This window comes from Kitasatospora phosalacinea (assembly GCF_000716545.1).
Lineage (GTDB): Bacteria > Actinomycetota > Actinomycetes > Streptomycetales > Streptomycetaceae > Kitasatospora > Kitasatospora phosalacinea.
The window spans coordinates 31,191-56,287 of sequence record NZ_JNWZ01000047.1 but is presented as its reverse complement, the minus strand read 5'-3'; the positions used below and the strand labels follow the sequence as shown (position 1 = coordinate 56,287).

Annotated in this window: 27 protein-coding genes, 1 pseudogene and 1 riboswitch; of the genes and pseudogenes, 21 read left to right on the top strand and 7 right to left on the bottom strand. The window is 75.8% G+C overall.

Features of this window, described 5'->3' with window-relative positions:
• Nucleotides 1-227: 227 nt before the first annotated feature.
• From OO48_RS23015 to trmB, 3 genes are all read left to right on the top strand, one after another.
• Nucleotides 228-1,649: an NsdA family TPR-like regulatory protein gene (locus OO48_RS23015; protein WP_033219317.1), complete on the top strand. Its 1,422-nt coding sequence runs from the start codon at nucleotides 228-230 to the stop codon at nucleotides 1,647-1,649.
• Nucleotides 1,650-1,711: 62 nt separating this feature from the next.
• Nucleotides 1,712-2,944, top strand: coding sequence for an L-2-hydroxyglutarate oxidase (lhgO, locus tag OO48_RS23010; RefSeq protein ID WP_033219315.1), 1,233 nt, complete (start codon nucleotides 1,712-1,714; stop codon nucleotides 2,942-2,944).
• 59 nt (nucleotides 2,945-3,003) lie between these two features.
• The gene (gene trmB, locus OO48_RS23005) at nucleotides 3,004-3,834 is read left to right on the top strand and encodes a tRNA (guanosine(46)-N7)-methyltransferase TrmB (RefSeq protein ID WP_033219314.1); all 831 of its coding nucleotides are present in this window, start codon (nucleotides 3,004-3,006) and stop codon (nucleotides 3,832-3,834) included.
• Between the two features lie 28 nt (nucleotides 3,835-3,862).
• Here trmB and OO48_RS23000 read toward each other — a convergent pair whose 3' ends face one another.
• Nucleotides 3,863-4,360: a hypothetical protein gene (locus OO48_RS23000; protein ID WP_051732546.1), complete on the bottom strand. Its 498-nt coding sequence runs from the start codon at nucleotides 4,358-4,360 to the stop codon at nucleotides 3,863-3,865.
• A gap of 246 nt (nucleotides 4,361-4,606) precedes the next feature.
• On the opposite strand from OO48_RS23000, the gene OO48_RS36550 reads away from it, so the two are divergent.
• The gene (locus OO48_RS36550; protein ID WP_081952304.1) at nucleotides 4,607-5,800 is read left to right on the top strand and encodes a PrsW family intramembrane metalloprotease; all 1,194 of its coding nucleotides are present in this window, start codon (nucleotides 4,607-4,609) and stop codon (nucleotides 5,798-5,800) included.
• Between the two features lie 604 nt (nucleotides 5,801-6,404).
• On the opposite strand, the gene OO48_RS22985 is transcribed toward OO48_RS36550, so the two are convergent.
• Nucleotides 6,405-7,742: an MFS transporter gene (locus tag OO48_RS22985; RefSeq protein WP_081952303.1), complete on the bottom strand. Its 1,338-nt coding sequence runs from the start codon at nucleotides 7,740-7,742 to the stop codon at nucleotides 6,405-6,407.
• Between the two features lie 64 nt (nucleotides 7,743-7,806).
• Between OO48_RS22985 and OO48_RS22980 the strand changes: the two genes are divergently transcribed.
• On the top strand, nucleotides 7,807-8,184 hold the full coding sequence (locus OO48_RS22980) for a MerR family transcriptional regulator (protein ID WP_033219312.1): 378 nt from the start codon (nucleotides 7,807-7,809) through the stop codon (nucleotides 8,182-8,184).
• Here the strand turns inward: OO48_RS22980 and OO48_RS22975 are convergent.
• The 3 genes from OO48_RS22975 to OO48_RS35355 all read right to left on the bottom strand — a co-directional run bounded on the left by OO48_RS22975 (nucleotide 8,159) and on the right by OO48_RS35355 (nucleotide 10,480).
• Nucleotides 8,159-8,890, bottom strand: coding sequence for a class I SAM-dependent methyltransferase (locus tag OO48_RS22975; protein ID WP_051732544.1), 732 nt, complete (start codon nucleotides 8,888-8,890; stop codon nucleotides 8,159-8,161). The genes OO48_RS22980 and OO48_RS22975 overlap by 26 nt on opposite strands.
• A 172-nt stretch (nucleotides 8,891-9,062) precedes the next feature.
• Nucleotides 9,063-9,761 (bottom strand): sensor domain-containing protein, encoded by a 699-nt coding sequence (locus OO48_RS22970; protein ID WP_033219310.1) that lies wholly within the window; start codon nucleotides 9,759-9,761, stop codon nucleotides 9,063-9,065.
• A 146-nt stretch (nucleotides 9,762-9,907) separates the two neighbouring features.
• Nucleotides 9,908-10,480 carry a GNAT family N-acetyltransferase gene (locus OO48_RS35355; RefSeq protein WP_051732542.1) on the bottom strand — a complete coding sequence of 191 codons (573 nt, stop codon included), beginning with the start codon at nucleotides 10,478-10,480 and terminating at the stop codon, nucleotides 9,908-9,910.
• A gap of 51 nt (nucleotides 10,481-10,531) precedes the next feature.
• On the opposite strand from OO48_RS35355, the gene OO48_RS22960 reads away from it, so the two are divergent.
• The 3 genes and pseudogenes from OO48_RS22960 to OO48_RS40085 all read left to right on the top strand — a co-directional run bounded on the left by OO48_RS22960 (nucleotide 10,532) and on the right by OO48_RS40085 (nucleotide 11,970).
• Nucleotides 10,532-11,344 (top strand): hypothetical protein, encoded by an 813-nt coding sequence (locus tag OO48_RS22960; protein WP_033219308.1) that lies wholly within the window; start codon nucleotides 10,532-10,534, stop codon nucleotides 11,342-11,344.
• Between the two features lie 115 nt (nucleotides 11,345-11,459).
• Nucleotides 11,460-11,666: pseudogene (locus OO48_RS41225) on the top strand (hypothetical protein); the annotation flags it as partial.
• 136 nt (nucleotides 11,667-11,802) lie between these two features.
• Nucleotides 11,803-11,970, top strand: coding sequence for a hypothetical protein (locus OO48_RS40085; RefSeq protein ID WP_245194764.1), 168 nt, complete (start codon nucleotides 11,803-11,805; stop codon nucleotides 11,968-11,970).
• A 46-nt stretch (nucleotides 11,971-12,016) separates the two neighbouring features.
• On the opposite strand, the gene OO48_RS22950 is transcribed toward OO48_RS40085, so the two are convergent.
• Nucleotides 12,017-12,865: a helix-turn-helix domain-containing protein gene (locus tag OO48_RS22950; RefSeq protein WP_033219306.1), complete on the bottom strand. Its 849-nt coding sequence runs from the start codon at nucleotides 12,863-12,865 to the stop codon at nucleotides 12,017-12,019.
• 174 nt (nucleotides 12,866-13,039) lie between these two features.
• Between OO48_RS22950 and OO48_RS22945 the strand changes: the two genes are divergently transcribed.
• Complete coding sequence (locus OO48_RS22945; protein WP_033219304.1) at nucleotides 13,040-13,828, top strand: SDR family oxidoreductase; 789 nt, start codon at nucleotides 13,040-13,042, stop codon at nucleotides 13,826-13,828.
• Between the two features lie 93 nt (nucleotides 13,829-13,921).
• On the opposite strand, the gene OO48_RS40780 is transcribed toward OO48_RS22945, so the two are convergent.
• Nucleotides 13,922-14,716, bottom strand: a complete 795-nt coding sequence (locus tag OO48_RS40780; protein ID WP_051732540.1) for a M23 family metallopeptidase — start codon at nucleotides 14,714-14,716, stop codon at nucleotides 13,922-13,924.
• Nucleotides 14,717-14,726: 10 nt separating this feature from the next.
• A riboswitch (cyclic di-AMP (ydaO/yuaA leader) is annotated at nucleotides 14,727-14,890 on the bottom strand.
• Between the two features lie 227 nt (nucleotides 14,891-15,117).
• On the opposite strand from OO48_RS40780, the gene OO48_RS22935 reads away from it, so the two are divergent.
• From OO48_RS22935 to OO48_RS22880, 12 genes are all read left to right on the top strand, one after another.
• Nucleotides 15,118-15,408, top strand: a complete 291-nt coding sequence (locus OO48_RS22935) for a YiaA/YiaB family inner membrane protein (protein WP_033219303.1) — start codon at nucleotides 15,118-15,120, stop codon at nucleotides 15,406-15,408.
• Nucleotides 15,409-15,536: 128 nt separating this feature from the next.
• Nucleotides 15,537-16,391 (top strand): alpha/beta fold hydrolase, encoded by an 855-nt coding sequence (locus OO48_RS22930; RefSeq protein ID WP_033219301.1) that lies wholly within the window; start codon nucleotides 15,537-15,539, stop codon nucleotides 16,389-16,391.
• A complete protein-coding gene (locus OO48_RS22925) occupies nucleotides 16,391-16,975 on the top strand; it encodes a TetR-like C-terminal domain-containing protein (protein WP_033219299.1) in 585 nt (194 codons plus the stop codon). The genes OO48_RS22930 and OO48_RS22925 overlap by 1 nt, the downstream gene beginning before the upstream one ends.
• A gap of 30 nt (nucleotides 16,976-17,005) precedes the next feature.
• On the top strand, nucleotides 17,006-17,200 hold the full coding sequence (locus OO48_RS22920; protein ID WP_157845515.1) for a hypothetical protein: 195 nt from the start codon (nucleotides 17,006-17,008) through the stop codon (nucleotides 17,198-17,200).
• A 158-nt stretch (nucleotides 17,201-17,358) separates the two neighbouring features.
• Entirely contained in the window at nucleotides 17,359-17,583 is a 225-nt protein-coding gene (locus tag OO48_RS22915; RefSeq protein WP_033219295.1) for a hypothetical protein, read from the top strand.
• Between the two features lie 133 nt (nucleotides 17,584-17,716).
• Nucleotides 17,717-19,894 carry a SpoIIE family protein phosphatase gene (locus OO48_RS35350; RefSeq protein WP_051732539.1) on the top strand — a complete coding sequence of 726 codons (2,178 nt, stop codon included), beginning with the start codon at nucleotides 17,717-17,719 and terminating at the stop codon, nucleotides 19,892-19,894.
• Between the two features lie 100 nt (nucleotides 19,895-19,994).
• Nucleotides 19,995-21,251 (top strand): sensor histidine kinase, encoded by a 1,257-nt coding sequence (locus OO48_RS22905; RefSeq protein WP_157845514.1) that lies wholly within the window; start codon nucleotides 19,995-19,997, stop codon nucleotides 21,249-21,251.
• The gene (locus OO48_RS22900) at nucleotides 21,235-21,645 is read left to right on the top strand and encodes a roadblock/LC7 domain-containing protein (protein ID WP_033219293.1); all 411 of its coding nucleotides are present in this window, start codon (nucleotides 21,235-21,237) and stop codon (nucleotides 21,643-21,645) included. Before OO48_RS22905 ends, OO48_RS22900 begins: the two co-directional genes overlap by 17 nt.
• Nucleotides 21,642-21,986, top strand: a complete 345-nt coding sequence (locus OO48_RS22895; protein WP_033219290.1) for a DUF742 domain-containing protein — start codon at nucleotides 21,642-21,644, stop codon at nucleotides 21,984-21,986. Before OO48_RS22900 ends, OO48_RS22895 begins: the two co-directional genes overlap by 4 nt.
• Nucleotides 21,964-22,560: a GTP-binding protein gene (locus tag OO48_RS22890; RefSeq protein WP_033219288.1), complete on the top strand. Its 597-nt coding sequence runs from the start codon at nucleotides 21,964-21,966 to the stop codon at nucleotides 22,558-22,560. Before OO48_RS22895 ends, OO48_RS22890 begins: the two co-directional genes overlap by 23 nt.
• Entirely contained in the window at nucleotides 22,557-23,969 is a 1,413-nt protein-coding gene (locus OO48_RS40075) for a cytochrome P450 (RefSeq protein ID WP_245194763.1), read from the top strand. Before OO48_RS22890 ends, OO48_RS40075 begins: the two co-directional genes overlap by 4 nt.
• The gene (locus OO48_RS22880) at nucleotides 23,966-25,051 is read left to right on the top strand and encodes a cytochrome P450 family protein (protein WP_245194762.1); all 1,086 of its coding nucleotides are present in this window, start codon (nucleotides 23,966-23,968) and stop codon (nucleotides 25,049-25,051) included. The genes OO48_RS40075 and OO48_RS22880 overlap by 4 nt, the downstream gene beginning before the upstream one ends.
• Nucleotides 25,052-25,097: the final 46 nt, after the last annotated feature.

The window sequence follows — 25,097 nt, the reverse complement described above, 5'->3', positions numbered from 1 at the left end:
GCGGGCACGGGACCGGAGCACGGGCGTCCGGCAATCGCTCCCGGGGTACCGGCCGGGCGTCCGGGCGCCCGGCGCGGGCGCGGCGCGTTCCCGCCAACCGGAATGCAGCCCCTTAACCCTCGGAACGCGGACGACTACGCTAGGTGCAAGCAGTCCGGTGGCGCGCCGCGGCCGTCGCGACCCGCCGCCATCCGCGCACGACGTCGCCAGGGGGTGCCACCGCCACCATGACCGTCAGCTCACGAGGGCCGAACGACCGGCTCGGGGCACTCCTCGCGCTCGCCCAGATCAGCAACGCCGGGCTCGCCCGCCGGGTCAACGACCTGGGCGCGCAGCGCGGCCTGACGCTCCGTTACGACAAGACCTCGGTGGCCCGCTGGGTCACCAAGGGGATGGTCCCGCAGCGCCCGGTGCCGCACCTGATCGCCACCGCGCTCGGCAACAAGCTGGGCCGCCCCGTCCCGCTGGAGGAGATCGGCCTCGCCGACTCGCACCCCACCCCCGAGCTGGGCCTGGAGTTCCCGCGCGAGGTGCCGGAGGCGGTCCGCTCCGCCACCGAACTGTGGCGGGTCGACCTGGACCTGCGGCGCGGCCCCGGCGGCGGCCGGTGGAGCGACAGCCTGGCCGGCACCTTCTCGGTCGCCGCGTACGCCACGCCCGTCTCGCGCTGGCTGATCACGCCCGCCGACGGCTCGGTGGCCCGCGAGGCCGTCCCCGACCTGGCCGGCTACCGGGTCGGGCACTCGGACGCCGCGAAGCTGCGCGAGGCCGCCCAGGAGGCCCGCCGCTGGGACTCCAAGTACGGCGGCGGCGACTGGCGCTCCTCGATGGTGCCGGAGTGCCTGCGGGTCGAGGCCGCCCCGCTGCTGCTCGCCTCGTACAGCGACGCGGTGGGCCGGGCGCTGTTCGGGGCCACCGCCGAACTGACCAGGCTGGCGGGCTGGATGGCCTTCGACACCGGCCAGCACGAGGCCGCCCAGCGCTACTACATCCAGGCCCTGCGGCTGGCCCGCGCGGCCGGGGACGTCCCGCTCGGCGGGTACGTGCTGGCCTCGATGAGCCTGCAGGCCGCCTACCGCTCCTTCCCGGACGAGGCGGTCGACCTCGCCCAGGCCGCCCTGGAGCGCAACCGGGGCCTGGCCACCGCCCGCACCATGAGCTTCTTCCACCTGGTCGAGGCCCGCGCCCACGCCAAGGCCGGCAACGCCCCGGCCTGCGCCACCGCGCTGGCCGCCGCCGAGACCGCCCTGGACCGCGCCCGCCCCGGCGACCCGGACCCGACCTGGATCGACTTCTTCGCCTACGACCGCCTCGCCGCCGACGCCGCCGAGTGCTTCCGCGACCTCGGCGTCCCGTCCAAGGTCCGGCAGTTCACCCGCGAGGCGCTGGCCCGCCCGACCGAGGGGTACGTCCGCTCGCACGGCCTGCGGCTGGTGGTCTCCGCGATGGCCGAGGCCGAGGCCGGCGACCTGGACGCGGCGGTGGCCGCCGGCGAGCGGGCCGTCGAGGTGGCCGGGCGGATCTCCTCGCACCGCAGCCGCGAGTACATGGTCGAGCTGCTGCGCCGCCTGGAGCCCTTCCAGAACGAGCAGCGCGTCAAGGAGCTGACCGAACGCGCCCGCCTGGTCCTGGCCACTTCGTCGACTTGACCCGCCCCCGGCCCCGCCGTGGCAGCATTCGGAGCGGTCTTCCGAGTCGAGGGGTGGCGGGGTTGAAGCACGACGTCCAGGTCCTGGTGGTCGGCGGCGGCATCGTCGGCCTGTCCACCGCGTACGCCCTGACCCGGGAGCACCCCGGCACCAGCGTCGCCGTGCTGGAGAAGGAGGCCGCCCCCGCCACCCACCAGACCGGCCGCAACAGCGGGGTGATCCACAGCGGCGTCTACTACCGGCCCGGCTCGCTCAAGGCCGGGTACGCCACCGGCGGGGCCCGCGAGATGGTCGCGTTCTGCCGCGAGCAGGGCATCGCCCACGAGGTCACCGGCAAGCTGATCGTCGCCACCGACCCGGCCGAGCTCCCCCGCCTCGCCGCGCTCGCCGAGCGCGGCCGCGCCAACGGCATCCCGCTGACCGAGCTCGACCCGGCCGGCATCCGCGCGCACGAGCCGGAGGTCACCGGCGTCGCCGGGCTGCACCTGGCCACCACCGGCATCTGCGACTACCCGGCGGTGGCCCGCCGCTACGCCGACCTCGCGGGCGCGGCCGGGGCCGAACTGCGGCTCGGCACCCCCGTCCTGGGCATCGCCCGGCGGGCGGACGGCGTCACCGTCACCACCCCGCGCGGCGAGGTCCGCTGCGCGGTGCTGGTCAACTGCGCCGGGCTGCACAGCGACCGGATCGCCCGGCTGGCCGGCGACGACCCGGGGGTGCGGATCGTCCCGTTCCGCGGCGAGTACTACGAACTGGCGCCCGAGCGGCGGACGCTGGTGCGCGGGCTGGTCTACCCCGTCCCCGACCCGGCGTTCCCGTTCCTCGGCGTGCACCTCACCCGGGGCGTCCACGGCGACGTCCACGTCGGGCCGAACGCGGTGCCCGCGCTGGCCCGCGAGGGCTACGACTGGCGCACCTTCAGCGCCCGGGACACCGCCGAGACGGTGCGCTTCCCCGGCACCTGGCGGATCGCCCGCCGGCACTGGCGCCACGAGCTCGGCGAACTGCACCGCTCGCTCTCCAAGCGCGCCTTCACCACCGCCGTCCGCCGCCTGCTGCCCGCCGTCACCGAGGCCGACCTCGTCCCCGCCACCGCCGGTGTCCGCGCCCAGGCCGTCGCCCGGGACGGCACCCTCCTCGACGACTTCGCCTTCGCCGGCTTCGACCCCGCCGACCCCCGCCCCCCCCGCCGGACCGTCCACGTCCTCAACGCGCCCTCGCCGGCGGCGACGGCCTCGCTCGGCATCGGCCGCGAGGTCGCCCGCCGGGCGGTGGCGGCGCTGCGGGCGGAGTGAGCAGGGCGGGAACGCACGCCCCCGGGCCCGCGCCGCGGCTCCCTTAGACTCGTGTGATTGTGACCTCCTCCGCCCCCAGCACCCAGTTGTCCGCGTCGGCCCGGCTCTCCGCCGCCCCGGCGGCGTACCCCGCGCCGATGTACCCGCACAAGGCCACCGAGGCCCAGCACCGCGAGCAGCGGATCCGCAGCTTCCAGCCGCGCCGCGGCCGGATGACCAAGGCGCAGGCGAGCGCGCTGGACCGCGGCTGGGAGCGGTACGGGCTGGCGATCGACGGGACTCCGCTGGACCTGCCGGCGCTGTTCGACGGCCGTCCGGTGACGCTGGAGATCGGCTTCGGGATGGGCGACACCACGGCCGCGATGGCCGCCGCCGACCCGTCCTCGGGCATCCTCGCGGCCGACGTCCACACCCCGGGCCACGGCAACCTGCTGCAGTTCCTGGAGCGGGACGGCTCGGAGAACGTCCGGCTCGCGGCGGGCGACGCGGTGATCCTGCTGCGCGACATGCTGCCGGACGCCTCGCTGGCGGGCCTGCGGGTCTTCTTCCCGGACCCCTGGCCCAAGCCGAAGCACCACAAGCGCCGCCTGATCCAGGCCTCGTTCCTGGACTTGGTGCTGCCCCGACTGGCCCCGGGCGCGCTGGTGCACTGCGCGACCGACTGGGAGCCGTACGCGGAGCAGATGCTGGCGGTGCTGGGGGCCTCGCCGGAGCTGGTGAACCTGCACCCGGAGGGCGACGGCTCCGCCTGGCTGGAACCGGCCGAGCACCCGGCGGGCAGCGTGCCCGGGTACGCGCCGCGGCCCGGGTGGCGCCCGGTGACGAAGTTCGAGCGGGCCGGCCTGGCCAAGGGCCACGTGGTGCACGACCTGCTGTTCCGCCGCCGCTGACGCCCCCGGGCCGACCGGGCCGACCCGCTCAGGCGGTGGCCTTGCCGGCGGCGACCAGCGCGCCGAGCGCCGTCCGCTGGACGTAGGCGAGCAGGGCGACCGTCACCGTGCTCATCACCAGCGCGAACAGCACGTGCCCGAGGGCGGTGGTCACCGCCGTGCCGAGCAGGCCGAGCACCAGGTGGCTGCCCAGGCGCAGGCCGACCAGGCCGAGGGCCACGTTGCGGGTGCCCTTGCCGCGCCACAGCAGCTTGGCGAGCTTGAGGCGGGGGCGCATCAGGGTCAGCGAGACGCCGATGTTGACGACCGCCAGGGCGACCAGCGCGGGCCAGGCCGAGGGGGCGGCGCGCAGCAGGTCGAAGGCCCCGGCCAGGACGCCCTCGAAGCCGAAGAACCAGACCGGCAGCCGCATCTCGGCGACGCTCGGCGTCACGGCCGGCGCCTCGACGGCCGGCGCCTCGACGTTCAGCGCATCGACGGGCGCCTCCGCGGTGCGGACGGCCGTCGCGATCGTGGTGCTGCCCATGGTGTCTCCCCCGTGTGGTTCCCGTGTCGTTCCCGCCCCGCCGGGCCCTCCCCGCGGTGGTCACCACTGTGCCCGCCGGGGCCGGTGCCGCCCCAGGATCCGCCGTCACCGGCTCGGCATGACGGATGTCACGGGTCCGGCCGGGCGGTGGGCGCCGCTCCGCCGTGCTGACGATCGGTCACCGGTCGGATGCGTATTGTTCCGACCCCTCCCCCCGGAGGGAGGGGTTCGCCTACGCTGCTGCGGGTGAGCAGTCCGCCCAGCGGCAAGGCCTCCCCCGGCCCGCCCGTGGTGGCCGCCGCCACGGCCGCCGATTCCCCGACCCCCACCGGCTTTCGGTCGCTCCCCGGACCGACCGCGCGCCGGTCCGGCGGGCTGCTCCCGGGCCGGTCGCCGCAGCGGCCGGTGCTGAGCGGGCGGATCCCCGGACAGCAGGGCGGCCCGGCCGCGGCCCGGACGGTGCCGCCGCTGTGGCGGCGGTTGTGGCCGCTGCGGCGGCCCGCGGTGTCCTCGGCGGTGGCGGCGCTGGCGCTGGCCGGTTCGGGGGTGCTGATCCTGCGCCTGGTGCAGCGGCAGACCGGGACGACGGGGCTGCTGGTGGGGCTGGGCCTGGCGCTGCTGCCGCTGCCGTTCGTGCTGGGCGCGCTGGCCTGGCTGAACCGGACCGCGCGGGTGCCGACCCGGCACACCCTGTTCTGCCTGGCCTGGGGGGCGTGCGCCGCGACCACGGTGGCGATCCTGGCGAACGGGTGGGCCAGCGACTTCCTGATCGCCCACCGGGGCGCGCGCGGCGAGACGCTCGGCGCGGAGTTCGCGACGCCGCTGATCGAGGAGATCGCGAAGGGCTCGGCGCTGCTGGTGCTGCTGCTGCCGCTGCGGCGGCGGCACCGCTGCGAGGCGGACCGCCCGTGCGGCCGCTGGCGCCGCCTGCTGTGGCACCGCCCCTGCACCGGCCGCCCCGCGCACTTCCGCCCGGCCCCGGGGGGCCGGCGGCGGGCCCGCTCCCGCCCGCGCACCCTGGCGGCGGGGGTGGTGCTGGGCGGGGTGACGGCCTGCGGGTTCGCGTTCACCGAGAACGCGCTCTACCTGGGGCGGGCGTTCACCGCGGACCGGCAGGCCCGGCTGGACGCGATCGGCCTCGGCGAGCCGCCCAGCCTGCGGGACTTCGACGGGACGGTGCACACCTTCGTCCTGCGGGCGCTGCTCTCGCCGTTCGCGCACCCGCTGTTCACCGCGCTGACCGGGCTGGGCCTGGCGCTCACCCTGACCACCGGCCGACGCCGGCTCGCCCGGCTGGGCGCCCCGGCGGGCCTGCTGCTGGCGATGGGCCTGCACGGGGTGTGGAACGCCGCCGCCGGGCTGGGCACGGACGGCTTCCTGCTGGTGTACGGCCTGGTGATGGTGCCGTGCTTCGCGGCCCTGGTCTCGCTGGGCTCATAACCCAGAGGTCGCAGGTTCAAATCCTGTCCCCGCTACTCAGTAGCAACGAAGGCCCGGAGGCACCGCCTCCGGGCCTTCGTCGTGCCCGCGTTCACTCCTCGCGCCGGTCGTCGGCCCACCAGACCTCGAACTCGGCCTCCGCGCCCCCTCGCCCCCGCGCGGCCAGCGCTCCGCGTCCTCGGGCAGCAGCAGGGCGTGGACGAAACCGGCCACCGGCGGGCCGACGTCGACGAAGGCGCCGGTCGCCCCGGCGCCCGGACGGCGGCGACCGTCCCCGTGAGCCGCTGCCCGAACCGCGGCCCGAACCGCAGCCCGCCGCGGACCCTCGCTGGGCTCATAACCCAGAGGTCGCAGGTTCAAATCCTGTCCCCGCTACTCAGTAGCAACGAAGGCCCGGAGGCACCGCCTCCGGGCCTTCGTCGTGTCTGGCCGAATAAATCCGTTGCCTGGTCCGGCGGACGGTGCCTAAGGTGGCCGCACACTGAAAGGAGGTGATCCTGAGTTGAGTTCCTTCAGGATGCGTGAGGTGGCTGCTCGCTAGAGCCGCCCCTGCCTGTGCAGTGGTGAGGCCGTCAGGTCTCCGGCTCAGGCGAATTCCCAGCAGTCACCCGGCCCGCGGGCTCACCGGCACATCCCCGGTGCCTCGGTCGCCGTCCCCCCAGGGGGCGGCGGTCCGAGGAGCAGCCCGCGGGCCGTCTGCGTTCCCGGGGGCGGTCGCGGGGGCGGTCCCGGGGGTGGTCGCGTCGCGGCGGGGCGGGAAGCCGTGGCGGCGGGCCAGGGCGGTGACGGTGAGGACGGGGACCAGCAGGGCGAGGGCGAACCAGGGGAAGGAGCCGGGGCCGAGCAGGTCGAGCAGGAGGCCGCCGGTGGCGCCGCCGAGGCCCATCGAGGTGTTCCAGGTGGCGACCAGCAGGGTCTGGCCGCGCTCGCCGCCGGCGTCGGAGACGGCGGTCTGGAAGAGCGGGGCGGCGCTGCCCCAGCCGAGGCCCCAGAGCGCGGCGGCCAGCAGGACCAGGGGCGCGGCGGGGGCGGGCAGCAGCAGGAGCCCGGCGGCGGCGAGGAACGCGGCGGTGGCGGCGAGCATGAGGTGCCGCAGCCGCCGGTCGACCAGCAGGCCGGTGACGGCGAGGCCGAGCACCGAGGCGAGCCCGAGGACGAGCAGCGGCAGGTCGCGGCGGCCGGCCGCGCCGGAGTGGTCGAGCAGCGCGGCGACGTACGTGTAGAGGACGTTGTGGGCGAGGACGTACGCGCCGGTGACGAACAGCACGGGCCGGACGCCGGGCAGCCGGAGCGCGGCGCGGACGGGTTCGGGGCGGTCGCCGCGGCGGCGGCCGAGGGCGTCGGGGACGGCGGCGGCGATCCACAGCAGCAGGGCGGCGGCGAGGACGGCGACCAGCGCGAAGGTGGGCCGCCAGCCGATCAGCCGGCCGGACCAGGTGCCGAGCGGGATGCCGAGGGAGAGCGCGAGCGGCACGCCGAGGCCGGTGACGGCGATGGCCCGGCCGTGCAGTTCGGGCGGGGTCAGCCGGCGGGCGTAGCCGACGAGTTCGGCCCAGATCGCGGCGACGGCGACGCCGGCGGCGATCCGGACGGCCATGGTGAGCGGGTAGGACGGGGAGAGCGCGGTGACGGCGTCGGCCAGCAGCAGGACGGCGACGGCGGCGAGCACCAGCCGCTTGCGGGACCAGTGCGCGGTGGCCCGGGCCAGCGGGATCGCGGACAGGCCGGTGGCGAGGGCGTAGCCGGTCAGCGACTGGCCCATCGCGGATTCGCCGACCCGCAGGTCGCGGGCCATCTCGGGGAGGACGCCGGCGGGCAGCGCCTCGGTGACGATGCCGAGGAAGGCGGCGGTGGCCAGGGCCAGCAGCGGGGACCAGCGCAGGCGCGGGGCTCCGGCCGCGGCCCCCGCCCGGGTGCGGGTTTCGGGGTGCGTGGTTGCCATGCCGGTATGGTCGAACTCTCACACCGGTGTGAGAGTCAAGTCCTTCCCGAGGACGGGGGAAGCTGTGCGGATCGGCGAACTGGCGGCCCGGACGGGGGTGGCGCCCCGGCTGCTGCGCTACTACGAGGAGCAGGGGCTGCTGAAGCCGGGGCGGTCCGCGAACGGCTACCGGGAGTACGACGAGGCGCTGGTGGAGCGCGTCCGGCAGATCCGCTCGCTGCTGGCCTCCGGCCTGTCCACCCGCACCATCCGCACGGTGCTGCCCTGCCTGCTGGACGGGCAGTTCCACGTCCGTGACGCCGCGCCCCAGACGCTGGCCGCGCTGGAGCGCGAGTACCGGCAGCTGGTCGAGCGGGTGGAGTGCCTGTCCCGCAGCCGGGACGCGGTGGGCGCCTACCTGGGGGCGGTGCGCGCGCTCACCGGGGCCGGGGCCGGGGCCTAGCCGGGCGCGCCCGCAGGACGAGGACGCGGCCGCCCGGGCCGGTGCGCAGGACGCGGCTGGCGATGCGGTGGTGGCGCAGGGCGGCGCGCAGTTCGGTCAGGTGCGGGCAGGGGCGGCCGCGTTCGTCGTACAGGGGGTAGACCCGGGCCTCGCCGCCGGGTGCGGTGACCCGGGCGAGTTCGCGCAGCGCGCGGAGCTGTTCGGCGGGGCCGAAGACGGCCGGGTAGGCGAACAGCAGGTAGGAGCTGAGGGTGAGGGCGAAGGTGCCGTCGGCGAACGGGAGCCGGGGCAGCGCAGCGGCGACGTAGCGCTCGGGGCGGGCGGCGGCGTCGGCGGCGAACAGCCGGCGGGCGCGGTCCCAGCTGCGCAGGTACTTCTCGGGGCGGCGCCGGCGGCCGGCGGGCAGGTGGCCGCGGGGGTCGCGCCGGATGGCGTCGGCCATCACGGCGCGGCCGTCGGCGGCGAGCGCGGCGAGGCGGTGCGGGCCGAGCGCGTAGCCGGGGTCGGCGGCGACCACCTCGCAGCCGAGTTCGCGGGCCTCGGCGGCGAGGGCGGCGGCGCCGCCGGGGCAGTCGAGGACGGGGCCGGTCAGCCGGCCGAGCTCGGCGCGGGTGAGGCCGAAGCAGGCGCAGTACTCGTCGAGCGGCCGGGAGGTGACCAGGACGGGCTGGGCGGCCGCGGGCCTGGGCGGGGCGGTCTGGCGCACGGGGGCCTCCGGACGTTCGGCGGGCCCGGGGTGCGGCCCGGGCCCGTGGTCATCCGACCACGGGCCCGGGGGTGTCGCACGTTCAGTCGCTGGTCCGGTCGGTGGTCCCGGCCAGCGGTCTCAGTCGGTGGGGCCGGTCGGTGGGGCCGGTCGGTGGGGCCGGTCGGTGGTCTCAGTCGGTGCTGGAGAGCAGGGCCCGGGCGGCGAACCGGTTGACGCCGGTCAGGCCGCGGATCAGGTGCGGGGTGAGGAAGAGGACGACCAGGCCGAGCAGGCAGACGCCGGCGATCTGCCAGAGCGAGGTGATCTCGTAGACGTGGTGGGCGCCGTCCGAAGTGGTCCATTCGGCGACCCGGTAGCCGTCCCAGGGGGTGTAGCGGCGGAACACCCACTGGTAGACGGGGAAGAGGGCGAGTGACCAGCCGAGGGTGAAGAAGACGGTGGAGACCGTGAAGCTGAAGATCGCCCAGGGCAGCATCGCGAACTGGTGCACCGCGGCCTTCCAGCCGGCCGGGTCGGCCAGCCGGGCGGTGATCCGGCCCCAGGCGCCCTCCCGGCGGACCGTCAGCTCCGGTGGGGCGGGCAGTTCCTCGCCGAGCATGGTGCGGATCCGCAGCCGTTCGGCGCCGCCGAGGCCGCGGGCGACGGCCAGCAGCAGGGCGAGGACGGGCAGGCCGATGACCGTCACGGCGAGGCCGAGGCCGGTGCAGAAGAGCGTGACGACCAGGGTGAAGCCGAGCACGGCCATCGGCAGGCCGGTGAGCACGAAGCCGAACTCCTGGAAGGTCTCCCGGGAGAACGGGGCGCGCCAGAACCCGGGCCGGTCGGGGTGGCCGCCGGGGGCGGTGGCGGGGTACGCAGCGGTGGACATCCGCGGTCCTTCGGGTCGTCGGGCGGCTCCGCCGGTCGGCGGTGCCGGGCACGAGTACCAATCTGCCGCGCCGTCCGGTCCGGCGTAATGACGCCTGCTGCCGACTTCGTGGTGGGGTTAACCCCCGGTTCTCCCTGGGGGCGGGCTCAGTGGCCCGCCCCCGCGCGCCGCCAGGACGGGCCGCTCCACTCGGGGGCGAGCAGCGAGTACTGCAGCGCGTCGTGCCAGGCGCCGTCCCGGTGCGACTCGGCCCGGATCCGTCCCTCGTACCGGAAACCGGCCCTGGTCAGGACCTTCACCGAGGCGGTGTTGGCCGGGTCGCAGCGGGCGGCCAGCCGGTACAGGCCGAGGGTCTCGAAGCCGAGCAGGCACAGCAGCGCGGTGACCTCGGCGGCGTGGCCCCGGCCCCAGGTGTCGCGGCGCAGGACGCAGCCGAGCCAGGCGGCGTGCTCGCCCTCGCGGGTGAGCGCGGCCTGGCCGACCGGCTCCCCCGCCGGGTCGTCGACGGCCAGCCGGTAGTGCGTCCGGGGCTCCTCCTCGGCCGCTTCGAGGTACAGCTCGAGCTGGTCGGCGCAGTCCTCGAAGTCCCGGACGCCGAACGGCAGGTGGCGGACCGTCTCGGGGTCGCCGTGCACGGCGTGCAGCGCGGCCACCTCCTCCGGGGTGTGCCGGTACTCCCGCAGGGTGAGGCGGGGGCCGGCCAGCCGGAGGGTCTCCATGGCCGCCGACCCTACCGGGCGCCCCCGCGGCGACCGGCTACCGTACCGGGGGTGGACGACGAAGACCTGCACCTGCTGCCCCGCACCCGCGCCGCCGACCTGCTGGACTGGGCGGCCGGAGCGGGCCTCGACCCGGTGCCCGAACCCGCGGTGCGGACGGTGCTGACGCTGCTGGAGCTGGGCGGGGCCCGGCTGCACGACGGCCTCCCCGAGCTGTCCTCCCCGGTGCTGGAGCACCTGCTGTACGAGCAGCTGCACCTGTACGTGCAGCCGGACGGCGACCCGGCCCGGTACCCGGCGGCGGTGCGGCTGCTGATCGAGTGGCAGCGGGCGGCCCGCCGGCTGAACGCCAAGCGCGCGGAGAAGCTGCGCGCCGAGGCGGACTGGCAGGGCGAGGTGCTGCTCACCCTGCTGCGCCGCTCCGACCTGGTGACCTGGCCCCGGCTGTACGCGCTGCTGCTGCGCGCGGACGGGGTGCCGACCGGCGACCTCGGCCGGGTGCGGGAGTGGCTGGCGGCGTTCCGGGAGCTGCCGGAGGAGGAGCGGTTCGCCGCCTTCGACCGGGCGCCCGGCCTGGACGGGGACGGCAACTGGGACCAGCCGGGGCGCCCGCTGCTGATCGGGGTCTCCACCGACGGGGCCCGGCGGCTGCTGGAGCAGGGCCTGATGCGGCGCAGCTACCGCAACCTGGCCGAGCTGAACTCCCGCGGGCTGCCGATGCCCGCCGAACTCTCGGGCGCGTTCGAGGATTTCGAGGAGGCGGTCGCGCAGGCCGCGATCGACCTGTGCGGGGAGTGGACCGTCCCGGGGCTGCCGCGGCTGCTCCTGGAGGAGTTCCCCGACCTGGCCCCCGAGGAGTACTGAGGGTTCCCCGGGGTCGGGGTCGGCCGTTCGGACGACCCCGGCATCCACCTGACGGTGCGTCAACCATGGACGTGCGGAGGATCCTTGCGGCTCCGGGCGGGGGCAGGATCGAACCATGACCCGGACGACTCCCACCGCCCCTCACCTCCGCGCCGCCCCCGCCGCCCCCGCCGCCCGCCCGGCCTACGCGGCCTACGCGGCCGCCGCCTGGTCCGCCCTGTTCTCGCTGGTGCACCTGTACTGGCTGTTGGGCGGCCGGGCCGGTCTGCCCGACGGCCTGTCCGTCCTGGACGACACCCCGCTGCTGGTCGTGGACGTCGCGGCGGTGCCGCTGTGCGCGGCGGCCGCCGCGCTGGCGCTGGCACTGGCCCGCCCCGGGCGCCCGAATACCGGCCCACCGCCTCCTGCTCGCCGCCCGGGGCACCGCCGTCCTGCTGGTCGTCCACGCCGCCCCGTCGGTGCCGGACTGGGCGGCCCTGGCCCTCGGCCACCGGTCGGCCACCGACCTGGACGCGACGGCCCGCTTCGCGACCTTCCTGTACGAGCCGTTCTTCCTGGCCGGCGGAGTGCTGTTCGCGCTGGCCGCGTTCGGCCGACGGATGCCGCGGCGCCGGCGGGCGGTGTGACGTCGGCGGCGCGGAGTCGGGCGGCGCGGAGCCAGGTGGCGCGGAGTCAGGTGGCGGCCGGGGCGCTCCAGCCGGCCAGCAGGCGCAGGGCGTCGGCGGTGGGGGAGGCGGGTTCCACGGAGTAGACGCACAGCGTCTGGTCGGGGTCGCCGGGGGCCTGGAAGGACTCGTAGGAGAAGTGCAGGTCTCCCACCAGGGGGTGGACGTAGTGCTTGGCGCCGTGGGTGCGGCGGAGCACCCGGTGGTCGTTCCACCAGGTGGTGAACTCCGGACAGCGCAGGGTGAGTTCGCCGATCAGCTCGGCGAGGCGGCGGTCGTCGGGGTACCGGCCGGCCTCCAGGCGGAGCATGGCCACCGTCTCGGCGGCGATCGTCGCCCAGTCGCCGACCCGTTCGCGGGCCTGCGGGTCGAGCAGGTAGTAGCGGGCCATGTTGCGGCGGGTGGCCGGGAGCGCGTCGAAGTCGGTGAGGATCTCCCGGGCCAGGCGGTTGGCGGCCAGGACGTCGGTGCGCCGGCCGAGGACGAACGCCGGGACGTGCGCCAGCGTCTCCAGCATCAGGTGCAGCCCCGGCCTGACCCGCTGCGGCCGTTCCGGGGCGCGGCGGGCCGCGTGCGGGGCGGGCAGCAGCAGGTCGGCGAGGTGTTCGCGCTCCGAGTGGTCGAGCCGCAGGGCGCGGGCCAGCGCCTGGACCACCTCGGCGGACGGGTGCCCGGCCCGGCCCTGTTCCAGGCGCGTGTAGTACTCGGTGCTGACGCCGGCCAGCCGGGCCACCTCGTCGCGGCGCAGGCCGGGCACCCGCCGCACCCTGCCGTCCGCGGGCAGCCCCGCCGCCTCCGGGGCGATCGCGGCGCGGCGGGTGCGGAGGAAGTCGGCGATCTCGGTGCTGCGTTCCATGGACCAAGTGTGCGGGAGCGGAGGGCGCGCCGGCGGGGCGTGGGTGGCCCTGGCGGTACCAGTCGGCGCAAGGTCCGCTCGGGGCCGTTCGCGGGCCCGCCGAACTGGTCTGCTGGATCCGGGCCCGGAGCTTCCCGGTGCCGCAACTCACCTGTCCCGCAAGGAAGGCACACCATGTCGACCTCCACCACGTCCACCCCCGTCGCACTGCCCCTCGCCGGCCGCACCGCCGTGGTCACCGGCGCCTCCAGCGGCATCGGCGAGGCCACCGCCGAGGAGCTCGCCGGGCTCGGCGCCCGCGTCGTCGTCCTGGCCCGCCGCGCCGAGCGGCTGGGCGCGCTGGTCGACCGGATCGAGCACGCCGGCGGCACCGCCGTGGCCATCGTCGCGGACGTCACCGACCGGGCCGCGGTGCGGGCGGCCGCCGACCGGGTCGCCGCCGAACTGGGCGGGGCGGACCTGCTGTTCAACAACGCGGGGGTGATGCTTCCGGCGCCGGTCGAGGAGCTGGCCGTGGACCAGTGGCAGCGGCAGATCGACCTCAACGTCTCCGGCCTGATGAACGTCATCGGCGCGTTCACCCCGCAGTTGGTCGCGGCCGCGGCCGAGCGCGGCGTCGCCGACCTGGTCAACACCTCTTCGATCGCGGCGCAGAACATCTTCCCGACCTTCGCCGTCTACTCCGCGACCAAGGCCTACGTCACCCACCTCTCGCGCCACCTGCGGGCCGAGCTCGGCGCGAAGCGCGTCCGCGTCTCGACGATCGAGCCCGGCATCGTCGGCACCGAGCTCCAGTCGCACGTCACCGACCGGGGAGCGCTCGACTGGCTGGCCGGTTCCAAGGAGGCGATGGAGTGGCTCACCCCCGGCGACATCGCCAGGACGGTCGGGTTCCTGGCCGCCCTGCCGCCGCGCGTCAACCTGCAGCAGGTCACCGTGATGCCGACCGGCCAGGCGAGCTGAGGGCGGAGCGGCCCCGGGAGCCGTCACGCGGGCGGCCCCGGGCGGCCCCGGGGAGCCCCGGGCCGGGCTCGGCGGGGCGGCGCCCCTCGGGGGTTACGGCCGGAGGCCGAGGTGCTGGAGCCAGGGGAGGGGGTCGATCGGGGCGCCGCCGGCGGGGCGGACCTCCAGGTGGAGGTGCGGGGTGGTGGCGCTGCCGGTGCTGCCGACGGTGCCGAGGACGGTGGCGGGGGTGACCTCGCCGGAGGCGGTGGTGATCCCGGAGAGGTGGCAGTACCAGAGCTCGGTGCCGTCGGGGAGGGTCTGGACGACGCGGTAGCCGTAGGCGCCGGACCAGCCGGCCGCGGTCACGGTGCCCGAGGTGACGGCGGTGACGGGGGTGCCGGTGCGGGCGGCGAAGTCCAGCCCGTTGTGCAGGTGCGCCCAGTGCGCGCCGGCCTGGACGAACCGCGCGGCCAGCCGGTGGCCGGCCACCGGCAGGGCGGGCGCGGAGTGGTCGGCGGCGGCCGGGGCGGCCGGCTCGGCCTGCCGGTCGGCGCGCTTGGCCTCGGCCTCCTGGGCGGCGGCGAGCCGGGCGGACTCCTCGGTGGCGGTGCGCTGCCCGTCGGCCTGCTGCAGGATGCGGGCGGCGAGGGCGAGTCCGGGGTCGGCGGCGAGCAGACCGTCGGAGACCTCGTCGGCGGCGGTGACGGGGGCCGGGGCGGGCACGGTGGCGGCCTGGGCGGGGGCGGTGGCGAGGCCGGTGGCGCCGAGCGCGGCGGTCATCGCGGTGACGCCCAGCAGGGGCGCGCCGGTGCGGGCCTGGCGGGGCAGCCGGTGCCGGAGGGTCTCGGCCTCGACCGGGTGGTCGAGCAGCTGGGTGCCGGTGCTCTCGGTGTAGGTCGACGCCACGGAGGCGCGCTCCTTCCTTCCCTGCCGCCGACCGGGTTAGCTGACGGGTTCGGAGGTGGAAGGTCTCCTACGGTCGGGCCCAGGGCCGTCCCGATTCACCCCGGTGGAAAGTGGTTCCCCGGCTCCTGGACCTGCCGCGGGGGCAGGACCGGATGGATTAGGCGTGGCGCACGGTGCCGCATGGTTACGGCGTTGCCGACCGCGCTGCGTTATCAAACGTTAATCCTATGGACCCCATGATTCCAAGCGCCTTCCTGGGTGCAGTGAAACTTTCCTGACGCCCTATGGGCGATTTGTGACGGTTCGTCGACCCGCCCGGATTCGGCCATGACGGACCGTGACGGGCCGGTTGAGTATCCGTACTCACGACTCCGCCCGCGCCCCGGCGGGACCCTGGGCCCATGACCGCTCCCGTGCCGCGCCGCACCACTTCCGCCTACTTCCTGCAGGCCGTCGCGTCCTTCGCGTTCGCGACGGCCGCCCTGGCCCTCGGGATCGCCTACCTCCCGGTCAGCGCCTGGATGCGCGCCTTCCTCGCCGTCGGCCTGCTCTACGCGGTCACCTCCGCGTTCACGCTGGCCAAGGTGGTCCGGGACCGCCAGGAGGAGGGCGCGCTCACCAGCCGGGTCGACCAGGCCCGACTGGAGAAGCTGCTCTCCGAGCACGACCCGTTCAAGGTGGAGGGGCTCTGAGGCGGCGCGCGGGGAACGGGCGCCCGGCCGGGGTTGACGGCTAAGGCTATTAGCCTTAGCTTTGTGGCTATCGGCAGCAGCCGGGCGCCAGAAGCCCGGAGCGCCGGACGCCCGCCAGGAGGCCAGCGATGAACAGCACCCTCGGCACCACCACCCGGTACCTCGACGTCACCGGCGGCCGGATCGCCTACGACGACACCCCCGGCACCGGCGCCCCGGTCGTCCTGCTGCCCGGCATGCTCGACAAGCGCGCCGTCTACCGCCACCTCGTCCCGCTGCTGACCGCCGCCGGGCACCGGGTGGTCACCATGGACCTGCGCGGCATGGGCGAGTCCTCCACCGGCTTCACCGACCACGGCCCGGCCGCGCTCGCCGAGGACCTGACGGCCCTGCTGGACCACCTGGACCTGCGCGGCGCCGTCCTGGTCGGCAGCTCGTACACCGGCGCCACCGTGGTCCGGGCCGCCGCGCTCGCCCCCGGGCGGACCGGCGGGGTGGTGCTGATCGACGCGTTCATCGAGAACCTGCCGCTGAACGCCTTCCAGAAGGCGCTGTTCGGCCTGGCCGCCCCGCTGGTCAGCGCGTTCCCCGGCCTGTGGGGCGCGATGCAGAAGTTCTACTACCCGGCCGGCGCCCGCCCCGCCGACTTCGACGCCTACCGGGCCGGCCTGTCCGCGATGCTCCGCGAGCCCGCCCGCAAGGCGGCGCTGCGCGGCTACCTGAAGGGCGACTCCGCGCCGGTCGGCTGGTGCGCGGACGTCGACGTGCCCGCGCTGGTGCTGATGGGCACCGCGGACCCGGACTTCCCGAAGCCGGAGCTGGTCGCCGACCGGCAGACCGCCGCGCTGCGCGGCCGCAAGGTGATGATCGAGGGCGCCGGCCACTACCCGATGGCCGGCCGCCCGCAGGCCGTCGCCGACGCCCTGCTGCCCTTCCTGGCCGAGCTGGACGCGGCGGCCGGCGAGAACGGGACCGCCCGCTGATGCCCCGCGCCGGACTCTCCACCGCCGCCGTGGTGGACCACGCCCTCGAACTGGTCGACGAGCGGGGCGCCGAGGCGCTCACCCTGGCCGCGGTCGCCGCCCGGGCGGGCGTCGCCACCCCCTCGCTGTACAAGCACGTGGCCGGCGGCCTGCCCGAGCTGCGCCGCCTGGTCGCCGTCCGCACCACCGGCGAGCTGGCCGACCACCTGGCCGCCGCCGTCCTCGGCCGCTCCCGGGACGCGGCCGTGCGCGCCCTGCTGGCCGCCTACGCCGGGTACGCCCTGCGCCACCCGCGCCGGTACGCGGCGCTGCCGCAGGTGCCCGACCCGGACCCGGGCCCGGAGCTGACCGCCGCCGCCGAGCGGCTGGTGGGGGTGCTGTTCGCGGTGCTGCGCGGCTACGGGCTGGAGGGCTCGGAGGCGGTGCACGCGGTGCGGACGCTGCGCGCGGCGGCCCACGGGTTCGCCTCGTTGACCACGGCGGGGGCGTTCCAGCTCGCCGAGGGTACGGACGTCACGCTGGAGCGGCTGACCGGGGTGCTGGTCGAGGGGCTGGCCAACTGGCCCGGTGCGGAAGGCGCGTGACCTCCGGGGCGCTGCCGCGTTCTACCCGGTATGAAGAAGCGCAGCATGCTCGCCTTTGCCTCGCTCGCCGTCGGCGTGGTCGCCTCCCTCACCGCCCCCGGTGCGCACGCCGCGCCGGAGCACCGCACCGGGCTCGGCCCGCTCAAGGACACCCTCTCCGCCCCGGACCTGCCGGTCGCCGAGGACCTCGCCCGGCAGACCGCGGCCGACCTGCCGGACGCCTGACCGCGGGAAAGCCCTGGTCGCGCGCCGCGCACACCTTTTCGCAACCTCCTGCCCATCGTTTCGACACCATCGGTGCGTAACACTGTCCTTCGGTCGGGAAGTCATACCGCGTGGAGACCTTCCACGGGTGTGGCCGACAAGCACGGAGGATCAGGGACATGCCGCAGGCGACTCAGCAGACCGAGCCCGGCACGGGACTGATCCCGGTTCCCCGGACGGCGCCGGACGGCGTGCCCGGCGACCCGCGCCCGGCGGCGGAGCGGGGTTCGGAGGGCTGGGCCACCGCGCTGCGGCACGGGGTCGCGGTGGTGCGCGGGCTGCGCGCGCTGCGGCCGGTCCCGGCGCGTCCGCAGCGCGGGTACGGCGAGGTCGACGGCCAGTAGCGGGCCGGTCCGCCACCGGCGGGGTGTCGGAAACGCCGTCCGTGCACCACGCGTCGCGAAAGCGCCCGCCCGCCCGGCGCGTCCATAAGATGGGCAGCACTGGCACGTCGACCGGAAGGGCCGGGCGCTTCCCATGGACCAGAGCTCTCCGCGCCGTGCCAACCGCTCCGAACTGCGGTGCGTACGGGCGCTGCTGCGGGCGTCGAGCGCGGCGGAACTGCTGGCGACGCTGCTGACCGAGGGCCCGGCGTGGATCACCGGCGAGGGCTCGGCGCTGTACCTGCTGGACGGCGGGGTGCTCCGGCTGATCGCCTCGCACGAACTGCCCGAGTGGGTGCACCGCAAGTACGGGGTGATCGACCCGGCGAGCGGGCTGCCCGCCGCGCTGGCGCTGCGGCGGCGGGAGCCGGTGCTGCTGAGCCCGCAGCAGACCAGCGCGGACTACCCGAACACGGCGGCGGGCCTGGGCACCGGCCTGGTCGCGCTGGCGGTGCTGCCGTTGGTGGTGGACGGGGACCCGGTGGGTTCGCTGGCGCTCGCGCTGGCCCACCGCGGGGCCGTCCCGCGGCGGGACGTCGAACTGCTGGAGACCTTCGCCGACGTGGTGGCGCACCGGCTCGTGCACCTGCCGCACCCCGGGCACGCGGCCGATCCGACCGCGGCCGGCCTCCGGGAGCGACCGCCGTCCGCCGAGGGGCAGTTGCTGTCGCTGGCGGTGCGCTCGGCGGGCGCCGGGGCGTTCGAGCGGGACTTGGTGACCGGCGAGACGCTGTGGGACGCGCAGGCGTACCGGGTGGTGGGCCGGCGGCCGCCGGGGGCGACCGGGCGGGCGCCGGACCTGGCGGACGTGGTGCACCCGGAGGACCTGCCGGACGTGCAGGCCGCGCTGGCGGAGGCGCTGGCGACCGGCGGCCCGTACCGGATCTCGTACCGGGTGGTGCGGCCGGACGGTTCGCCCTGGCAGGTGGACGAGGCCGGCGAGGTGATGCTCGACGTGCACCGGCGGCCGGTGCGGACGGCGGGGCTGCTGACCGGACGGGAGTGGCGGCCCGGCCCCGCGGGCGTTTCCGCGGCGGCGGCGGGGGCGCGCTCCACCCTGCTGCTGGCGCTGACCAGGGCACTGTCCCGGGCGGTGACGGTGCGCGAGGTGACCACGGCGCTGACCGACGTGGCGCGCCCGGCGCTGGGCGCGGCCGGCGTGGTGCTGGACCTGGTGGACGAGGGCCGGCTGACGCCGGTCTCCCCGGCGGTGTACGGCGGCCCGCACCGGGCGGAGCTGAACCGGCTGCACGACCTGGCGGGCGGGGTGATGGAGCACGCGCTGGCCCGGGCCACGCCGCTGTTCAGCGAGCCGGGCCGGGAGCGCCGGGGCCCGGACGCGCCGGCCGCCTGGACGGTGCTGCCGCTGGTGGCCTCGGGCCGGCAGGTCGGCTCCTGCCTGATCACCTTCGCCACCGAGCGGTCCTTCAGCCGCGAGGACCGCACCATGTTCTCGGCGTTCGCGGGCATCCTGGCGCAGTCGCTGGAGCGGGCCCGGCTGTACGACGTGCACCACGAGCGGGCCAGCGAGCTGCAGCGGGCGATGCTGCCGCGCTCGTTGCCGGTGCTGCCGGGGATCTCCTCGGCGGCGCGCTACCTGCCGTCCACCGAGGGCATGCAGATCGGCGGCGACTGGTACGACCTGCTGCGGCTGCCCGACGGCCTGGTCGGGCTGGTGATCGGCGACGTGCAGGGCCACAACGCGGAGGCGACCGCGGTGATGGGCCAGTTGCGCTCGGTGCTGTGGGCGTACGCGACGGAGGGGAACGATCCGGCGGCGGCGCTGGAGCGGACCAGTTGGCTGCTGTCGGAGATGGAGACCGAGCTGTTCGCCACCTGCGTGTACGTGGTGCTGGATCCGGTGACCGGCGCACTGCGGGCGGCCCGGGCGGGGCACCCGCAGCCGGTGCGGATCGGAGCGGGCGGGGCGGCGGAGCTGGAGCTGCCGGGCGGCCCGCCGCTGGGGGTGCTGCCGGGGGTGCGCTATCCGCTGGTGGAGGCGCGGCTGGCGCCGGGCGAGACGCTGCTGGCCTACACGGACGGTCTGGTGGAGGTCCGGGACGAGGACTACGACGAGTCGGTGCAGCGGATGCTGGGCGGGCTGGAGCTGTGGACGGCGGAGGCCGGCGGGGCCGGCCGGCTGGAGCGTCCGGGGGCGCTGGAGCGGCTGGCGGACCTGCTCACGCTGAACGTGACGGAGCGTGAAGTGCGCCAGGACGACGTGGCGTTGCTCCTCCTGCACCGGGTCTCCACCGACGCGGAGGACCGCTGACGGATCGGTTCCGCCCGACCTGTCCGAAATTGACGGAATCTGAACAGCGGAAGTTGGAACCGTTCATACGCAAGTAGTAACACCACCATAAACTCCGCCTGTGACGACCACTCAATGGTGCTTGGCAGCAACCGCTTTGCTCGCCCTCATCGCCCTCGCGGCCACCGCCCGCTCACGTGCCGTCACCCGGACCCTGCGCCACCGGCTCGCCCTCGGCGAGCGGGAACTCGCCGAGACCCGCGAGCGGTTGGCCGCCGAACTGGCCGACCGACGGGCCAGCACCGAAGCCGCCCTGCACGAGCAGGAGCTGAACGCGGCGACCCGCCGGGCCTTCCTCAACGTGGCCCGCCGGATCCTGGTGATGGCGCACGACCAGCAGGCCGGGCTGGACGAGATGGAGCGCACCCACGACGACCCGGTGCTGCTCGACGGACTGCTGCGGGCCGACCACGCCGCCGCCCAACAGGCCCGCCTGGCCCAGACCCTGGCCGTGCTGTGCGGCTCCCGGGCCGGCCGGACCTGGCCCGAGCCCGTCCCGCTGGAGGACGTGGTGCGCGGCGCCCAGGGCCGGATCCTGCCGTTCCAGCGGGTGGTGGTGCACAGCCGGGTGGACACCGCGGTGCTCGGCGCGGCCGCCGAGGCGCTGATCCACGCGGTGGCCGAGCTGCTGGACAACGCCACCCGCTACTCGCCGCCCAGCTCGCAGGTGTACGTCACGCTGATGCCGGTGCACAACGGCGCGGTGATCGAGATCGACGACTGCGGCGTCGGCATGACCGACGTGACGGTCGCCAAGGCCACCGCCGCGCTGTCCGGCGAGGGCACGCTGGAGGTCTCCCGGATCGGCGAGGTCCCGCAGCTGGGCCTGGCCGCGGTCGGCCTGCTCGCCCGGCAGTACGGCTTCCGGGTCACCGTGCACTCCACCCCGTCCCCCTACGGCGGCGTGCGGGTGGTGGTGCTGCTGCCGAACGCGCTGCTCACCGACCCGCTGCCGCAGCACGGCCTGCCGTCGGCCCGCCCGCGGGCCGCCGAGGCCCCGGCCCGGACGCACGTCCCGCTGCCCACCCGCCCGGTCTCCCCCCGGACCGGGGCCGCACCGGTCCCCGCGGTGCCCCCGCAGGGCGGCTCCCTGCCCCGCCGGAGCAACCGCCGGGGCGCCGCCCCGCAGAACCAGTTCCCCGCGGAGCCGGCCGTCGCGCCGCGCTCCGCCGATGAGGCCCAGGCCTTCATGTCGCTGTTCCAGAGCGGCACCGCCGACGGCCGCGACGCCGCCCGGCGCGACCGGCGGTCCACCGCGGACCGTCCTGACGAATTCCCCGCTTCCCCCCAGGGAGAACCGCATGACGACCAACCCTGATCTCGGCTGGCTGCTGACCGACATCGTCTCCGTACCGGAAGTCCGGCACGCCCTCGTGGTGTCCAACGACGGTCTGGAGATCGGCCGCAGCCCGCGGATCGAACGGGACGACGCCGAGCGGCTGGCCGCCGCCTGCTCCGGGCTGCAGTCGCTGTCCCGGGGCGTGGCCGCCGGTTTCGGCGACGGCAGCACCCGGCAGATCGTCATCGAGTACGGCGGCGGCTACCTGTTCGTGGTCGCCGCCGGCGCCGGGGCGCACCTGGCCGTGGTGGCCGGGGAGTCGGTCGACGCGGGTCTGGTGGCGTACCAGATGCAGATGCTGGTCGGGCGGATCGGCGAGCACCTGACCGCCGCCCCCCGGCAGGAGGGCGCGGCCGCCGGGGACGTGCGGTGAGCCGCGGACCGGTACGCCCGTACGTCATCACCGGCGGGCGCAGCCGGGCCCCCCGGAACGTGCCGGAGTTCGAGAGCCTGGTGCGGACCGTGCCCGGGGTGGCGGTCGACCCGACGGTGGTCAACCGGGAACAGCTGGCGGTCCTGGAGCTCTGCCGGGAGCTGCTGTCGGTCGCCGAGGTGGCCGCCCACCTCGGCCTGCCGATCAGCGTGCTGAAGGTGCTGGTGGGTGACCTGTGGGAGCTGGGCGCCGTCCAGGTGCTGCCTCCCGTCCGGCCGGCCGAGCGGGCCCCGCTCGCCCTGATCGAGGAGGTGCTGGTTGGCCTCCGCCAGCTCCGTTGAGCCCGCGTACCTGCCGCCGAGCGTGCAGGGCGCGGTGAAGATCCTGGTCACCGGGCCGTTCGGGGTCGGCAAGACGACCCTGGTCGGCGCGCTGAGCGAGATCTCCCCGCTGCGCACCGAGGAGACCATGACCTCGGCCGGCGCGGGCGTGGACGACCTGACCGGCCGTCCGCACAAGTCGACCACCACGGTCGCCCTGGACTTCGGCCGGATCACGCTCAGCAGCCGGCTGGCGCTGTACCTGTTCGGCACGCCCGGGCAGCAGCGCTTCTGGCCGCTGTGGGAGGACCTGTCGCGCGGGGCGCTGGGCGCCATCGCGCTGGTCGACTCCCGCCGGATCGAGGAGTCCTTCGACGTGCTCGGGCTGCTGGAGGAGCAGCGCATCCCGTTCGCCGTGGCGGTCAACCTCTTCCCCGACACCCCGACCCACCCCGAGGAGGAGCTGCGGGCCGCGCTCGACCTGCTGCCCGGGGTGCCGATCCTCACCTGCGACGTCCGCGACCAGGACGCCGCCCACCGACTGCTGATCGATTTCGTCGACCACCTGCGGGCCGGCGCCCTGGAGCTGTCATGACTGTTCCCGAACACCTGGCGGCCGGCGGCTGCCCGTACGCCGGACGTCCGGACGCCGCCCCGCTGTACGGCACGGCGGTCTCCGACGACCCGCACGGCCTGTACGCCCGGCTGCGCGCCGAGCACGGCCCGGTCGCGCCGATCGAGCTGGAGCCCGGGGTGGAGGGCTGGCTGGTCATCGGCTACCAGGAGATGCTCGACCTCACCCGCAACGAGCAGCTGTTCTCCAAGGACTCGCGGCACTGGCGGGTGCCCCGGGAGGGGCGGCTGCGGGCCGACTCGCCCCTGGTGCCGATGACCATGTGGCGGCCCACCCTGCAGAGCATGGACGGCGCCGAGCACCACCGGCTGAGCACCGCGGTCGGCGACGCCCTGGGCCGGGTCGACCACCGGTGGCTGCGGGAGACCACCGAGGCCGCGGCGACGGCGCTGATCGAGAGCTGGGGGCCGGACGGCACCGCCGACCTGGTCGCCCAGTTCACCCGGCGGCTGCCGCTGCTGGTCTTCACCCAGCTGCTGGACCTGCCCGAGGAGGACGGTCCGCGACTGCTGGGGATGATCACCGGCATGGTGGACAACGGCGAGGAGGCGCAGCGCTCCGCCGCCGCCTTCGGCGGCATGCTCACGGCCCTGGTCGGCCGGCGACGCGCCCGGCCCGGCGAGGACCTGGCGTCCTGGCTGCTGGCCCACCCCGCCGGGCTGAGCGACGAGGAGGTCGTCCACAACCTGATGGTGCTGCTGGTCGCGGGCAACGAGTCGACCATCAACTGGATCGGCAACACGGTGCGCCTGCTGCTCACCGACCGCCGCTTCCGCACCAACCTGACCGGCGGCCGGTCGACCGTCGCGGACGCCCTCGACGAGGTGCTGTGGCGCGACCCGCCGGTGCAGAACTTCCCCGGCCGGTGGGCCACTTCGGACACCGTGCTGGGCGGCCAGTACATCAGCGCCGGCGACATGCTGGTGCTCGGCCTGGCCGGCGCCAACGACGACCCCGCGGTGCACCGCGCGGAGGGCCTCAGCGGCAACCGGGCGCACCTCGCCTGGGGCGCCGGCCGGCACGTCTGCCCGGCGAAGGACCCGGCCCGGCTGATCGTCGAGACCTCGATCGAGACCCTGCTGCACTGCCTGCCGGACCTCCAGCTCGCCGTGCCCTCGCACGAGTTGACCTGGCGGCCGTCCCCGTGGTCGCGTGCCCTGGTCAGCCTGCCGGTGCTGTACAGCTCCTTCACCCCGCCCCGCCCCGCCCCGCCCGAGAGGACCGCATGGACGCCGCAGCCGCAGCCCGGGTCTGCCCCTACCGACTCGACCCCGCCGGAGCCGACCAGCTCGCCGAGAACCGGCGGCTCCGCGCTCGCGGACCTGCGACGCAGGTTGAGCTCCCTGGTGGGGTGGTGGTCTGGTCGGTGAGCCACCACGCCACCCTGCAGCAACTGCTCGCCGATCCGCGGGTGGCCAAGGGCCCCGAGCACTGGACGCTGTACCGGGAGGGGCGGCTCCCCGAGGGCTGGCCGCTGATGACCTTCGTCACCGTCCCCGGCCTGACCACCTCCGACGGCGCCCGCCACCGCCGACTGCGCGGCCTGGTCACCCAGGCCCTCACCCCGCGCCGGGTCAACGAGCTGGCCCCCGCCGTCCGGCAGCGGGTCCTCGGCCTGCTGGACGACCTCGCCGGGGCCGTCGGACCGGACGGGTCGGTCGACCTGCGGTCCCGGTTCGCCTACCCGCTGCCGATGGACGTCATCGGCGAACTGCTGGGCCTGCGGGCGGAACAGCAGGACCGGCTGCACGAACTGTCCGACGTCCTGGTCAGCTCCTCCGCCGTGCCCGGGGCGAGCGCCGCCGCCGCCCGCGACATGGCCGGGCTGCTGGCCGCCCTGGTCGCCGAGAAGCGGGCCGCGCCCGCCGACGACCTGACCAGCGCGCTGATCGCCGCCCGCGAGGAGCAGGACCGGCTCAGCGAGGAGGAGCTGATCGGCATCCTGCTGCAGCTCGTGGTGGCCGGCCACGAGACCACCCTCAACCTGGTCTGCAACGCGGTGCTCGGCCTGCTCGCCCACCCCGACCAGCTGGCGCTGGTGCTCGGCGGCGAGGTCCCGTGGTCCGCGGTGGTCGAGGAGACCCTGCGCCGCGACTCCCCCGTCGGCCACTTCCCGATGCGGTACGCGCTGGAGGACATCGACCTGGGCGAGGTGGTGATCCCCGCCGGCGACGGCATCCTCGCCTCGTACGCGGCCGCCGGGCGCGACCCCGGCCACTGGGAGGACGCGGACCGCTTCGACCTGACCCGCTCCCCGATCCGGCACCTCTCGCTCGGGCACGGGCCGCACTTCTGCATCGGCTCGGTCCTGGCCCGGCTGGAGGCGGAGACGGCGCTGCGCGAACTGTTCACCCGCTTCCCCGGCCTGCGGCGCGCCGACGACGTGCCGCCGCGGCCGATCGCCTCCTTCCTCAGCAACAGCGTCAGCAGCCTGCGGGTGCGGCTGTCCTGACGGGCCGCTCGGACCGACCCCGCCGGGTCAATCCACGTGACCGGGC

Coding starts and splice junctions, on each gene's coding strand:
- OO48_RS23015 (WP_033219317.1), top strand. CDS start 228: ATGACCGTCAGCTCACGAGGGCCGAACGACCGGCTCGGGGCACTCCTC.
- OO48_RS23000 (WP_051732546.1), bottom strand. CDS start 4,360: ATGGGCAGCACCACGATCGCGACGGCCGTCCGCACCGCGGAGGCGCCC.
- OO48_RS22985 (WP_081952303.1), bottom strand. CDS start 7,742: ATGGCAACCACGCACCCCGAAACCCGCACCCGGGCGGGGGCCGCGGCC.
- OO48_RS22970 (WP_033219310.1), bottom strand. CDS start 9,761: ATGTCCACCGCTGCGTACCCCGCCACCGCCCCCGGCGGCCACCCCGAC.
- OO48_RS35355 (WP_051732542.1), bottom strand. CDS start 10,480: ATGGAGACCCTCCGGCTGGCCGGCCCCCGCCTCACCCTGCGGGAGTAC.
- OO48_RS22950 (WP_033219306.1), bottom strand. CDS start 12,865: ATGGAACGCAGCACCGAGATCGCCGACTTCCTCCGCACCCGCCGCGCC.
- OO48_RS22945 (WP_033219304.1), top strand. CDS start 13,040: ATGTCGACCTCCACCACGTCCACCCCCGTCGCACTGCCCCTCGCCGGC.
- OO48_RS22935 (WP_033219303.1), top strand. CDS start 15,118: ATGACCGCTCCCGTGCCGCGCCGCACCACTTCCGCCTACTTCCTGCAG.
- OO48_RS22930 (WP_033219301.1), top strand. CDS start 15,537: ATGAACAGCACCCTCGGCACCACCACCCGGTACCTCGACGTCACCGGC.
- OO48_RS22925 (WP_033219299.1), top strand. CDS start 16,391: ATGCCCCGCGCCGGACTCTCCACCGCCGCCGTGGTGGACCACGCCCTC.
- OO48_RS22920 (WP_157845515.1), top strand. CDS start 17,006: ATGAAGAAGCGCAGCATGCTCGCCTTTGCCTCGCTCGCCGTCGGCGTG.
- OO48_RS22915 (WP_033219295.1), top strand. CDS start 17,359: ATGCCGCAGGCGACTCAGCAGACCGAGCCCGGCACGGGACTGATCCCG.
- OO48_RS35350 (WP_051732539.1), top strand. CDS start 17,717: ATGGACCAGAGCTCTCCGCGCCGTGCCAACCGCTCCGAACTGCGGTGC.
- OO48_RS22900 (WP_033219293.1), top strand. CDS start 21,235: ATGACGACCAACCCTGATCTCGGCTGGCTGCTGACCGACATCGTCTCC.
- OO48_RS40075 (WP_245194763.1), top strand. CDS start 22,557: ATGACTGTTCCCGAACACCTGGCGGCCGGCGGCTGCCCGTACGCCGGA.